This is a genomic window from Photobacterium damselae (assembly GCF_003026815.1).
GTDB lineage: Bacteria > Pseudomonadota > Gammaproteobacteria > Enterobacterales > Vibrionaceae > Photobacterium > Photobacterium damselae.
Window position 1 is genome coordinate 38,395 of record NZ_PYOG01000028.1, and the last position, 11,493, is coordinate 49,887.

At 37.2% G+C, this 11,493-nt stretch carries 16 protein-coding genes; 10 read left to right on the forward strand and 6 right to left on the reverse strand.

Annotation, left to right across the window (positions count from 1 at the left end):
- Positions 1-41 precede the first annotated feature (41 nt).
- From CTN07_RS22840 to CTN07_RS18390, 4 genes are all read left to right on the forward strand, one after another.
- Positions 42-209 carry a hypothetical protein gene (locus tag CTN07_RS22840; RefSeq protein WP_153274594.1) on the forward strand — a complete coding sequence of 56 codons (168 nt, stop codon included), beginning with the start codon at positions 42-44 and terminating at the stop codon, positions 207-209.
- A complete protein-coding gene (gene traF / locus CTN07_RS18380) occupies positions 196-720 on the forward strand; it encodes a conjugative transfer signal peptidase TraF (protein WP_036766409.1) in 525 nt (174 codons plus the stop codon). The genes CTN07_RS22840 and traF overlap by 14 nt, the downstream gene beginning before the upstream one ends.
- 7 nt (positions 721-727) lie before the next feature.
- Positions 728-1,252 (forward strand): lytic transglycosylase domain-containing protein, encoded by a 525-nt coding sequence (locus tag CTN07_RS18385; protein WP_036766410.1) that lies wholly within the window; start codon positions 728-730, stop codon positions 1,250-1,252.
- A gap of 295 nt (positions 1,253-1,547) precedes the next feature.
- Positions 1,548-1,928, forward strand: coding sequence for an H-NS family histone-like protein (locus CTN07_RS18390; protein WP_005307121.1), 381 nt, complete (start codon positions 1,548-1,550; stop codon positions 1,926-1,928).
- A gap of 40 nt (positions 1,929-1,968) precedes the next feature.
- On the opposite strand, the gene CTN07_RS18395 is transcribed toward CTN07_RS18390, so the two are convergent.
- The 5 genes from CTN07_RS18395 to CTN07_RS18415 are packed head-to-tail and all read right to left on the reverse strand — an operon-like array spanning position 1,969 to position 3,901.
- Positions 1,969-2,556, reverse strand: coding sequence for a hypothetical protein (locus tag CTN07_RS18395; RefSeq protein ID WP_005307124.1), 588 nt, complete (start codon positions 2,554-2,556; stop codon positions 1,969-1,971).
- Between the two features lie 9 nt (positions 2,557-2,565).
- The gene (locus tag CTN07_RS23445) at positions 2,566-2,844 is read right to left on the reverse strand and encodes a BrxR family helix-turn-helix transcriptional regulator (protein ID WP_470381926.1); all 279 of its coding nucleotides are present in this window, start codon (positions 2,842-2,844) and stop codon (positions 2,566-2,568) included.
- A gap of 54 nt (positions 2,845-2,898) precedes the next feature.
- Positions 2,899-3,180 carry a hypothetical protein gene (locus CTN07_RS18405; protein WP_036766416.1) on the reverse strand — a complete coding sequence of 94 codons (282 nt, stop codon included), beginning with the start codon at positions 3,178-3,180 and terminating at the stop codon, positions 2,899-2,901.
- Between the two features lie 11 nt (positions 3,181-3,191).
- On the reverse strand, positions 3,192-3,464 hold the full coding sequence (locus CTN07_RS18410; RefSeq protein WP_050787875.1) for a hypothetical protein: 273 nt from the start codon (positions 3,462-3,464) through the stop codon (positions 3,192-3,194).
- 56 nt (positions 3,465-3,520) lie between these two features.
- Entirely contained in the window at positions 3,521-3,901 is a 381-nt protein-coding gene (locus CTN07_RS18415; protein ID WP_232282501.1) for a DUF6943 family protein, read from the reverse strand.
- A 117-nt stretch (positions 3,902-4,018) separates the two neighbouring features.
- Between CTN07_RS18415 and CTN07_RS18420 the strand changes: the two genes are divergently transcribed.
- The 5 genes from CTN07_RS18420 to CTN07_RS18440 all read left to right on the forward strand — a co-directional run bounded on the left by CTN07_RS18420 (position 4,019) and on the right by CTN07_RS18440 (position 8,948).
- Positions 4,019-4,552, forward strand: a complete 534-nt coding sequence (locus tag CTN07_RS18420; RefSeq protein ID WP_036766420.1) for a hypothetical protein — start codon at positions 4,019-4,021, stop codon at positions 4,550-4,552.
- Positions 4,553-5,029: 477 nt separating this feature from the next.
- Positions 5,030-7,213 (forward strand): DNA topoisomerase, encoded by a 2,184-nt coding sequence (locus CTN07_RS18425; RefSeq protein ID WP_005307127.1) that lies wholly within the window; start codon positions 5,030-5,032, stop codon positions 7,211-7,213.
- 221 nt (positions 7,214-7,434) lie between these two features.
- Positions 7,435-7,584 (forward strand): Hok/Gef family protein, encoded by a 150-nt coding sequence (locus CTN07_RS18430; RefSeq protein WP_080551821.1) that lies wholly within the window; start codon positions 7,435-7,437, stop codon positions 7,582-7,584.
- 99 nt (positions 7,585-7,683) lie between these two features.
- A complete protein-coding gene (locus CTN07_RS18435) occupies positions 7,684-7,962 on the forward strand; it encodes a hypothetical protein (RefSeq protein ID WP_036766422.1) in 279 nt (92 codons plus the stop codon).
- A 326-nt stretch (positions 7,963-8,288) separates the two neighbouring features.
- A complete protein-coding gene (locus tag CTN07_RS18440; protein WP_005307129.1) occupies positions 8,289-8,948 on the forward strand; it encodes a hypothetical protein in 660 nt (219 codons plus the stop codon).
- Here the strand turns inward: CTN07_RS18440 and CTN07_RS18445 are convergent.
- Complete coding sequence (locus CTN07_RS18445; RefSeq protein ID WP_036766424.1) at positions 8,945-9,601, reverse strand: hypothetical protein; 657 nt, start codon at positions 9,599-9,601, stop codon at positions 8,945-8,947. The two genes, CTN07_RS18440 and CTN07_RS18445, sit on opposite strands and share 4 nt — an antisense overlap.
- A 1,665-nt stretch (positions 9,602-11,266) precedes the next feature.
- Here CTN07_RS18445 and CTN07_RS22965 point away from each other — a divergent pair.
- The coding region (locus CTN07_RS22965) for a hypothetical protein (protein ID WP_211315305.1) at positions 11,267-11,493 on the forward strand (227 nt) is incomplete at its 3' end.

Sequence of the window (11,493 nt, forward strand, 5' to 3'; positions counted from 1 at the left end):
AAAAATGATCGTAATTAGCTGAAATAAAGGGGGAATTTGTAATGCCTAACAGTACAACACCAATTATTAAATTAAATAATCTGTTTAATTTAGGCCATTCTGAACCCACAGGGAAACTTAAACAGAAAAAATTACAAGGTGGTATTCGTATTTCACCTAAGTTCTTTAATGTCATGAACAATATAGTAAAGGACAATGAAATTCGTTAAATCAATCTCAATAATAGGGCTTATTTTTATAAGCCTTATTTTTATCCTCTACCTTTCAGGATACCGTTATAATCACAGCACATCATATCCTAAAGGCATTTATCAACTAACTAAACAACAAATCAGTTATGAAAAAGGACAACTAGTCTTATTCTGCCCCCCCAACAATGCTACGCTACAATTAGCTCTCAATCGAAAATATTTAGAGTATGGCATATGCAATGGCGGATTTGAGCCAGTTATCAAGAAAGTCTTTGGAACGCCAGATGATATAATCTCATTCACTGATGGCGTTATTAATGTTAACTACCATCCGATTAAAAATACTACCGTATTAGATCATGATTCTATGGGGCGATATCTGCCGCATCTAGCTGATTTTGTAGTTCCAAGCAATTCATATTTTCTATTGTCCGATCATAAACCTAAAGTGAGTTTTGATAGTCGGTATTACGGCTCAGTTCCGATTGATAATATAAAAGGTCTTGTTATTCCTATATACATATTTTGAGGTATTTATGGTAGATATCACTCCATATATGCAGTGTATTAATCAAGTTCACCCAACAATGATTCAACGTATTATCAACGTCGAGTCAGGAAATAATCCCATTGCTATAAATGTCAACAAAAAGGCAGGGATAAAACCTCGATACAAACAACCACGCAATAAAAGTGAAGCGGTAAAATTGGCTCGATATTATATTAGTAATGGCTATACCGTCGATCTTGGTTATATGCAAATTAACAGTAATAACTTACAGTATTATGATGTTTCTATTAATGATATGTTTGATCCTTGCAAGAATATTAAAGTTGGATCAACTATCCTACTCGAAGCCTATCAAAGAGCAAAAGTTAAGTATCAGCACCCACAAATCGCCCTACGTCATGCGTTATCAATCTACAACACTGGGAATATGTATCGTGGATTTAAGAATGGGTATGTGAAAAAATATACTAAAAACATTCGATACCAGAATAAGCAAGTAAAACAATCTAACCCTATTAATATACCAGTCAATGACTTGTACAAATATTAGATTAAATATTAATCATGCGCTTGCGCATATAAGGGAGCTTGCGACCGATACACAAGCCACCCACAAAATAAATTGATATGATCTTTACCAAACTGGCGCGTAGAAGAAATAACCAAGAAGAAAACGAAAACCTCCATCCCTGCTAAGCCAGCTCTTAAACCAAGTAAAAAATAAGGGAAAGTCCTATCTGTCGAATGACAAAAGAAAGAAATAAAGTATATGAACCCACTTATTAATTGCATTAACTCTGCAATTAATATTAATATCTTCATCCTAATAACTATTGGTATATCTCATGTCAGATTTGATGAAAGTTTTATTAAACTTACGCTCGTTACGTGCTATTTCTCGTGAAATGACTCTTGAACAACTACAAGAAGGTTTAGATAAATTAACTCAAGTAGTTAATGAACGAGTACAAGAAGAAGAACAACTCCGAGCTGAAAATCGTGAAAAAGAAGAAAAATTAGAAACGTACCGTCAATTACTCCTTGCTGACGGTATTGATCCAGAAGAACTTATCCAAGCCATTAATGCAACGCCAAAGAAACAAACTCGAAAACAACGCCCTGCAAAATATCGCTATACTGAACATGGTGAAGAAAAAACGTGGACAGGCCAAGGCCGCACCCCTAAATTCTTAGTAGATAAAAATCTTGAAGATTATCTAATATAAGTCTTAGAGGTAGCCTTATAGATAATAAGGCTACCTTTTACTAATTAAGCAGTTGTATCTTGGATATAGCAAATAAACGCTCTTTGTGTGCTTCTGATTTCCCCCAACCAATTGATTCAAAGTTTTCAAAAAAATCGTCAACACTTAAAATTTCTCTAAACTGTTCATTCTCAATGTAATAAACATGATTATCATCAGAAAAAGCATTTGAAATTCTACGCTCCCAAAATCGTTTACCATCTGCTGTTTGTTCATCGTCAGATACAACGATAATATAGCGTTCTAAGAAGTGATTAAAAACCTTACGAGGTAAACCGATCAATAGATCTTCGTTACTAGGTGAAGCCCAAACCATGACTTGAGTACAAAAACGATTATTAATAATCTCTCCAGTAAGAATAATGTCTACAGCATAAACGATCCTAGGTTCTGCTCGATCACGTATATCAATAAGTCTGATACTTTTTTCTGATTTAGCACTAACTAACCTAAATCCTTGAGGTACATTAAAACCTTCGATAGCATAATCTTTTGGATACTTAGCTAAAAAACTTTTAGCTGCTTGCTTATTCGTACTTGGCTTTTTAAGTAAATCGCTAAAATCTACATCATCAATTAAAAAAGGCATAAGTAACCTCTAGTTGTGCTCTAAAATTAGCTCTAAGGCATCAAGGAACTGTCGAGCATTTCGTTTACCAAGAAATACGGGCTCGAAAACATAACCCTGAACGTAGCACTTTTTAGATGCTTGATATTTCATATTTGACGGCCTTTGGTTAAGATAAAGCTGAAAAAGTCTACTGGCCTTTATCCGACCACAGCCAAATACATCACAAACATTGCTAGATTTAATATTACCAAAAACAATTAATCTAGCGTCAATATAAGCTAATAAAACGTTATTATTCATAAACATAAACTCATATCAAGACTATATCATTAGTATACAGTGTATAGTAATAATACATGTTTATTTAATTGCAGTCTGCCCTTCAATCAAAGTGAGCAATAACATCCACTTTGATTCAGGCATTTCCTGATAGCTACTCATGGATGGATCACGAACCCAACGTTTAAATAGCCTTACGCTGCCTTCTGTTGGCTTCATGTCAAGCACTGTTGCTACGCCATACCAGGTAACATTCAAGGCTTCTTTAAGCTGATTTAAACGCCTAGTAATGTTCTCGGCTGTTTTCTCTTCATAAGAAACGGTAACATGGCCGTTCTCTACGTGAATTTGAATTGCTGTCATGCTATGCCTCTTTAGCTGCATATGGTCTGAATTGACGGTAAATCATCGAAAAATGAAACTAATTTATTTAAAGTCGTTGAACCAACATTATGAATACTGCCTATGTCTGAACGATCATGAAGTATGAGCTCTACATTTTCAGTGACCACATCAATGTAACCAGTGTATATCTCTCCCTGGTAATTAAACGTGATACCTATCGAACGAGTATCTTTATCTACTTGTAATATAGAAACGCTTTGAACAGTTGCTAAACGATTTTCCAATACATTTAATTCTTTCATTTTATTACCTATACCTATTTTTATGGGTGAGTAAGTTGGGGCTATGCCCCAACTATTTAACGATTAGAAAAAATCGCCTTCTGCATTTCCTTTAACAGTATTCGTTGTTTATCCAGCTTCTTTTGCTCCTGCTCAAGATATGATTCAAGTAGAGCAACTTGCTTTAAATGACGTTCATTAATATCACCGCAACATGCAACAACCTTAATAACATCCCTAAGCCGAATGAATGGCTGGCAAGTACCGAATGTATAAGGCTTAAATGCACCTGATTCATATGCAATTTTCACTCGTTGAAAATCTATATCAGGTTGCTCACTAATAACCATGTATGAGTTATTAGCCGTATAAGGTTTCCACATTGGTTTACCAACGTTACCAACTCTAGCGATAAAGAAACTGGCTGTTAAAGAACGATTGAAGGTTTTTATTATCATCGTGTACTCCCCAAACTACAGGGGTGTTCCCGTTGAACCCCCTTCTGTGTTGGTTCTTATATATTATAGGGCTATATTTATATCCCGTCAAGTATTTAACTATCTATAGGTTGAATTATGATAAATAAATATGAAAGTGATCTAAAAAAATTAGTTACTGATTGCCATAAACAATCTGGACTAATCTATGAAATCTTCTGCGATAAATTTAATTCTGAATTAATACTGTATTTATCTGATAAATCTGAGTCTGAACGTATCGAAATAATAGAAATAGCAAAGCGTATGGGATTTAATGAACAAGAAATAGGTATTGATGATATATCTACTTGCCGTCATGGAATTGATATTAATTGTTGCCCTGCTGGATGTGCTGATTATATAGATGATCATGATTCAACTATTGATGATGAAGGTTATAAAGAGTCATTATTCATACGCAATGAAATCAATGAATTACGTAACAAAACAATAAAAGGCAACTCTATTTCGCCTATTCAATGGTGCTCTCTAAAACTATTTATAACGAAAAATGAAAAAGCTATTTATTGGTATAGCCTAATATTTACTCACGATGACGAATTATCAAGTTATTCAGATATGATTAAGTATTTACAATCCGAATTAATAATACCTGAATATCCCTTTTAGACTTAGAACACTATGCGCTTGCGCATAAAAGGGAGCTTGCGACCGAGGCACAAGCCACCTTACAACATTAATTGAAATTACCATTCTTAAACTGGCGCGTAGTAAACAGTATTAAAGTAACCGCAAACCTCCCCTTCCCTGCTAGGCTGCTCTTAACCCATGCTTGAAATAAGGAAAAATCTTAACTGTCGAATGACAAAAGAAACCAATCAAGTACACGGCGAGTTATCCATATTTCCATAGGGTTGTGGAGACATTAAAACGATCGGAGCTGCCCTGTGGGAATGTGGGTAACTCGCTTTTTATTTTCAACAACATCAAACATACCGGCTTTACTCAATATCTCAGCAAGCTCTGCGACTTATCCATCATATCCATAGGGTTGTGGAGACATTAAAACGATCGGAGCTACCCTGTGGAAATGTGGGTAAGTCGCTTTTCTTTTCGCAACACCAAATCGAGTAAAAGGATAATGACATGCGATTATTCATTGCAGAAAAGCCGTCTCTTGCAAAAGCTATCTTTGAAGGCTTAGGGGGCAACCCAAAAACTCAACGCAAACAAGGCTATTTCGAAAACGGTAATGATATTGTGACCTGGTGCGTGGGGCACTTATTAGAGCAGTCCCCGCCTGAACACCAATGGAAACTGGAATACCTACCAATCAAAAGCGAATATCCACCTAAAATGCGTCCAATAGAAAAAACAAAAGATCAATTTAAGGTGGTGCAAGATCTAATTAAGAAAGCAGATAGCATTGTTAATGCCTCCGATCCCGATGAAGAAGGTAATTTGCTCTGTGATGAAATATTAACGTACTGCCACAACACCAAACCCGTTGAGCGTTTATTGGTGGCTGACTTAAACCTAGAGCCTGTCAAACGCGCTTTAGCCAACATGCAGCCGAATGAGAATTTCCACGGTTGGACGCAATCGGCTCTAGCCCGCTCAATAGGCGATCTAATTTTTGGCTTCAATATGAGTCAGGCTTACACACTTAAAGCCCGTGAAATGGGTTACAGCGGGACATTTGGCATAGGTCGAGTACAAACCGTTGCGCTCGGTATGATCAATGAGCGTACCCTTGCTAATCAATCGCACCAAGAAAGCTATTTCTATCAGGTTTACGCCGATTTTGCTTTTAATAACCAAACCGTCAAAGCGCGTTATTTACCAACCACAAATAATGAGGTTGACGAACAAAACCGTTTACTGAGTAAAACCGAAGCAAAGCAAATAGCGCAAGCCACCGATAACCAACATGCCTTGATCATCGATGCGCAAACCAAGCCAACAAAATCATTACCACCAAGACCGTATGATCTCTCTTCTTTACAGCAACTTTGCGCGAAAAAGTGGGGATACAGCGCGAAAAAAACACTCGATATCTGCCAATCTTTATATGAAAAGCACAAGGTTCTAACCTATCCACGAACCGATAACCGTTTTCTAGGTGATAGTCACCTAGAACAACGGGTAGCGATTTTTAAAAACATTGCTGAGGCTATCCCTGAATTAAGCTCGATGGTGGCAAACGCCGATTTAAGCCTTAAACACCATGCATTTGACGCCAGTAAAATAACGGCACACCACGCGATTGTTCCCACGTTAACAAGCGCAAAAGGATTAACCCTGACAAAAGACGAACAAACTATCTATGAGTTTGTCGCTCGTAGCTTTATTGCCTTGTTCTATCCCGCCTCAGTGCGAGATAGAACCGAAGTGACCATTGAACTTGCAAATAAATACCGTTTTAAGGCCAATCAAACCCAATTGAGTGTTGTGGGTTGGGAAGTACTATACAAGGACGATATTGAGGCTGAGAAACCCATTGAAGGAGTAGATTTAACCACGTTAAAACGCGACCAAGAAACCAAGGCCAGCAACCCAACTATCGAGAAAGGCAAAACCAAACCGCCTAAATATCATGATGAAGCCTCATTGATAGCCTTCATGAAAAAAGCAGGGAAATTAATCAAAGATCCTGAGCTTAGAGCAAAATTTGAAGCCAAAGACAAAGGAGATCGTGATAACTGCGGCTCAATAGGAACAGAAGCTACCCGCGCAAATATCCTCGATACGGTTAAATCGAGAAGCGATTTAGTCCAGGTGGTGAAAATGAAGGGCTATAAGCAAAAGGTATGGATCACAACACCGCTCGGGCAAGAATTTTGCGCTATGTTGCCAAGTGAATTTACCGCCCCTGATATTTCCGCTATCTGGTCACAGCATCAATTGGCTATCAAAAATGGTGATATGACCGTAGAGCAATTTCTGGATGAACTCGACGGTTTTGTTGCCCACTATGTCGATAAGGTCAAAACCAACGGCGTAAATATCACCGTAGAAACGTTTGATTGCCCTAACTGTGCAGACGGGCACTTAATTAAGCGTAACGGTAGTAAGGGCGTATTCTGGTCGTGTAATCGCTATCCAGAATGTAAAACCTCATTTCCAGACAAAAGTGGAAAACCTGATACTGCGCCTAAAGCAAAACCCCAAGTTTCTGAGTTTAACTGTCCGCTGTGTCAAAAGCCTTTGGTCAGACGTAAAGGGAAATCAGATAAAGATAAGCCCGAAAAATATTTTTACGGCTGCTCTGGGTATCCTCAGTGTAAAGCCTCTTACCAGGAGCAGGACAACAAACCAAAATTTAATTAGCCGTCGCTGATATCGGCGTAAGCTAGTGAAAACAGAAAAAATGGTTATAATGCAGGTGGGTGCTCTTGGCTGTTTGTTGAGGGCAATAAATACCCGTCACTGGTTTTGTCCTTGGCAAATAGACGAAAGCCCCGAAAGTTAAATTTCTTTAACCAACGAGGCAATCTAATGTACTTGAACACTACTGATGGTAGCCTCTATTTTACTGAGAGGCAAGTTTTATGCTACGAAGAACCGCCCTGATCGGGCTTATTGTTATATGTATAACAATCCTAGGTTTTACCTTCATGGTGCGCGATTCGCTCTGTGAATTGCAAATCAAGGATGGACAAACCGTTTTTCTAGCAAAACTTGCCTACGAAGTTAAGTAGATGCTGGACAGGTAGAGGCTTTAGAAGCCTCTACCTGATTCAGACTGTTTAGGTTCAGCCTAAGAGCACCCATTCTATCGCCCCATTGGTTTTTCTTATATGGCTCTTAATATTATTGTTTATCACATTGGTTTATTGATGCTCATTTTAAAATGTGAGCCTTATTTAAGCCGTGAAGATGAAGAAACATTAAATGATGTTATCGACTTTATAAAAGACTCAAGCTCTCTTGAAGAGTCGATATCATTATTAACTCTTACCTACAAAGGAATTGTAGACACGCCAAAAATATCTCAATCCACTAAATTGTTATCCATTCGACAATTAATCAGATTGAAGATAGCAGAACGAAAAAGACTCAAAGATACAAATGGATAATAAGCTCTTATTATCCTATTTTTCCTCAATTTCCGTTAAATCTCACTTACCCACAGCCCCACAAGGCCGCTCCGATCGTTTTAATGTCTCCGCTCCCTTGTTGGGCTATGGATAAGTGAATCCATTTTGAAGGAACAATACCGATGAAACTATCCCGCGTAATAATATACAAATTAATCTATGGATATAAACCAAAACCATATGACCAAGAAAATAATCAAGAACGAATTATCTATGTAAAACCACCAAAATATGACCAATGGGAATAGTTATACCTTTCAATTTTCACTTATCACCATAAATAAACCTAACAAGAGAGCTTATTCATGAAATTATTAAACACTGCTGATTTTTTCAAAAAATGCAGAAGACCAATTTATTATAAATCCAGATTAAACAAATTAAGAAATAGTGAAACCTTAATATTAGGTTCAATTTCAGAAGAAATTGAAAATCAAGATAACACAATTAATATTTGTGCACAGGCTTATATACAGAAAAAAACAAAAGGAGTATATCAATTTACAGGTTTATGGACAGTTCCAACAAAACCGTCTCGACCTATGATTTGGTGTTCAGGTGATTTTAGATTAGAAAAATCTAACTTGATTTTTTGTAACGAAAATTCAGAAGTGAATCTACATAATTTCTTTCTAATCTGTCGGTGGTTGAATATACTAAAACGAGTTACTGAAAATGACTATCAATCAATTCTCCCACAAGATAATTACTATCATATGAATGGACTTCCCTATGTTTTTGATGGCTTAGAATTAACTAAAGACTATATAACGAAAACTCCACGAGTCACTAGATTTAAACAAATTAGTGGAAATTTTGTTTATTATAAAACGGGAAATACCGCAAAGATATCTCTTGAATATAATATTCATAAGATTCTAACACCACCACTTAAAGCAATTCTTGATATTGGCATTCTGACCGGGAGTGTCAATTTCGATGATGATACTCCACCTTGGGATTAATTTTCTTTTCTTTTTTTTGCTATTTTTAAATAACCAATATACGAATCAGGAAATGGAAACTCTTCTTTTCTGGTTCGTATCCATTCTTTTTTCATATAGCTTAGCAATGCAAAACCTTGTTTCCGCATCCCACTGAATCCATATATCCGCACTATTTTAAAATGCAATTGTCGTAATGTTTTATCTTTTTTATGTCTTATTGCTAATTTAATTTCTTGCAAAATATCATTATATTTTTCTTGAGTTACTAACCATGTCCAACGAGCTTTATCGTTAGGCCTCGGTAAACGTAACAACTCATAATCACCATTAGCTATGCTAATGCGTGACGATTTTTTACGTGAGTCCTTCATATCCTCCAACTCAAAAACTATCCCCTCACCTTCCGTTGCAAATAACCAAAATGTTAACATTTTAGAGTCAGTTGACTCTAAAAAGATTAGTGCTGTTCTGGCCTTCCCTATACGTTTAGCATACTGTCGTCTGGCCTTATCAGCACCAACTTCATAACGGTCAGTAAACTTGTAAATTAGTTTTAGTTTCTGGCTAGGTTTACACTCTCCAGTTGTATAGTTAACGTATCCTTTAGAGACAATAAATCTAATTCTTAACATTAAATCCTTTTGCTCTGTATAAGTATTTATCATATTCATAAGGGCTTTCTATTTTTGATAATCACTACTCAATTGAAGTTGAATGATAAACGTAGTGTTCTTCTTTGTTAAGAGATCGCAAATAACTATCAAATACAATTAATATCATATGTAGTAGCGACTTTTTAATTCTCAAAACGAAACACTTTCATCAAGGGACTTATCCACATTTCCACATGGGAGCGGAGACATTAAAACGATCGGAGCGACCTTGTGTGTAATGTGGGTAAGTCACGAACTTAAATAAAAATACGGGACTTGTTAGTTCAATTCTAATGCTTCTGCTGTTAAAAATACCATATAGCGTATCTTATGAGCTAGATGTTTTTCTCTGGATTTATTTTTTCATAGTTAATACATTAGCTTTGGCTAATGTATCCATCATCATATAAGAAAAAGGTTGAGGAGTGGAAGCTTTTAAAAGAGATTCCGCGCTTGCGCGATTTTCGAGCGTAGCTCGAATGCTTTTGCTCTTGAATATGCTTGTGAAACAAGCATAATGGCGAAGCCATCCGCTTTTTTCGTGCGGATTCCCGTAAGGGAAATTAACGAAAAGATATACGGAAGCATGAATTATGTTTCCAAAAGCTCACTGATAGACGCCAATCTATCAGATGCTAAATACTCGATGATTCGAGGGTTTGTAGAAGTAGCGACTGCCAATCGCTACGAGGCTTGTAAGGCTGCCAACCTTACAAGCTGTGTTGCTGAAGCCGTATGCGCGTAATTGCGCTGGTACGGCTACGACGGGCGCTTAGGGGTGCAACTCCCCTATTCGACCCAATCCCTCCAGGGAGCTTGGGCGACACGGAAACGGGAACACTGGTGACAGTGTGAACCCTGTTTTTTTTGAAGTGGTGAAAATCCACATGAGGGGCTGCTTGAGAAGGTAGAACCTGATCCTGACAGGTGGGCTGCTGAGGGCATCGAGAGGTGTCAGGGGCGCGAGGTGAAAACTGGAACGCTCGGTACTATTTGGCGCAAGCTGGATAGATCGCTGTATAGCTCAAGCCTGTAATTGCAACCGTAGAGGCTGCATTCGGGTAAGTTACAACAAGCCGTGAGTTAGTGACTCTGGTAGTGAATGTTGAAATATTGTTATGAGTAAGGGAGATGCTTTGGAATCTCGGTCCCCTGAAAACCCGATGGGTGATTCGTATGAATAGTAGCAATATGGAGTTCAGCGGCGTGTTGTTTCGATGAGAAAAACTAACGTGGGAATCGGACTATATCAATGACCTATCTGTTGGCACAGTAGTAGATATAGAGCGAGGGAGATTGAATTAGTAGAGGCGAAAGAATCTGGGTGATACTGCCGAATGCCAGATTTGAGTTGGATTAAAATTGCTTGGCGGCAATTCCAATATGTACTTGAAAGTTTGAAGTAACACATACAAACCGCGGGAAACCGCTATTTGAGTAACCTCACTGATAGACTGGCCTCTATCAGTGAGCTTTTGGAGAAATAATTATGTTTTATAACGAACTAAATAATGATCTTATGATCACAACGAAACAATTTAACCGAAGCTATGTAATCTATTTTAGATTTAATGGACTTCATAACAAAATTTACAGGCGTGGAGCATCGCCATAACGAAACATGCTACGTGTGTCTATCGAAAGATAGAACACGTAGCAATTCTCTAATTAAGGAATGATTATATGTATGACTACTTGAATTTTTTCTATCAAAATCCGATATTGATATCCCTGATATCGGGAATATCAATTACAACATCTATTTATGTTGCATTAAGTAGTAGATTTTTGAGGAAAGAAAATTTAACAGGTTTAGAATTGCTCTGGAATACAATTACTACTAGATACTTTCCAGTTGTTGTTATGACTCACATTTCTATTATTTGTTCGATTTATGTAATATCAAATAT

What these genes read in the sequence shown, in the direction of transcription:
- CTN07_RS22840 (WP_153274594.1), top strand. Translation starts at nt 42, where the DNA reads ATGCCTAACAGTACAACACCAATTATTAAATTAAATAATCTGTTTAAT.
- traF (WP_036766409.1), top strand. Translation starts at nt 196, where the DNA reads ATGAAATTCGTTAAATCAATCTCAATAATAGGGCTTATTTTTATAAGC.
- CTN07_RS18385 (WP_036766410.1), top strand. Translation starts at nt 728, where the DNA reads ATGGTAGATATCACTCCATATATGCAGTGTATTAATCAAGTTCACCCA.
- CTN07_RS18390 (WP_005307121.1), top strand. Translation starts at nt 1,548, where the DNA reads ATGTCAGATTTGATGAAAGTTTTATTAAACTTACGCTCGTTACGTGCT.
- CTN07_RS18395 (WP_005307124.1), bottom strand. Translation starts at nt 2,556, where the DNA reads ATGCCTTTTTTAATTGATGATGTAGATTTTAGCGATTTACTTAAAAAG.
- CTN07_RS23445 (WP_470381926.1), bottom strand. Translation starts at nt 2,844, where the DNA reads ATGTTTATGAATAATAACGTTTTATTAGCTTATATTGACGCTAGATTA.
- CTN07_RS18405 (WP_036766416.1), bottom strand. Translation starts at nt 3,180, where the DNA reads ATGACAGCAATTCAAATTCACGTAGAGAACGGCCATGTTACCGTTTCT.
- CTN07_RS18410 (WP_050787875.1), bottom strand. Translation starts at nt 3,464, where the DNA reads ATGAAAGAATTAAATGTATTGGAAAATCGTTTAGCAACTGTTCAAAGC.
- CTN07_RS18415 (WP_232282501.1), bottom strand. Translation starts at nt 3,901, where the DNA reads ATGATAATAAAAACCTTCAATCGTTCTTTAACAGCCAGTTTCTTTATC.
- CTN07_RS18420 (WP_036766420.1), top strand. Translation starts at nt 4,019, where the DNA reads ATGATAAATAAATATGAAAGTGATCTAAAAAAATTAGTTACTGATTGC.
- CTN07_RS18425 (WP_005307127.1), top strand. Translation starts at nt 5,030, where the DNA reads ATGCGATTATTCATTGCAGAAAAGCCGTCTCTTGCAAAAGCTATCTTT.
- CTN07_RS18430 (WP_080551821.1), top strand. Translation starts at nt 7,435, where the DNA reads ATGCTACGAAGAACCGCCCTGATCGGGCTTATTGTTATATGTATAACA.
- CTN07_RS18435 (WP_036766422.1), top strand. Translation starts at nt 7,684, where the DNA reads ATGGCTCTTAATATTATTGTTTATCACATTGGTTTATTGATGCTCATT.
- CTN07_RS18440 (WP_005307129.1), top strand. Translation starts at nt 8,289, where the DNA reads ATGAAATTATTAAACACTGCTGATTTTTTCAAAAAATGCAGAAGACCA.
- CTN07_RS18445 (WP_036766424.1), bottom strand. Translation starts at nt 9,601, where the DNA reads ATGAATATGATAAATACTTATACAGAGCAAAAGGATTTAATGTTAAGA.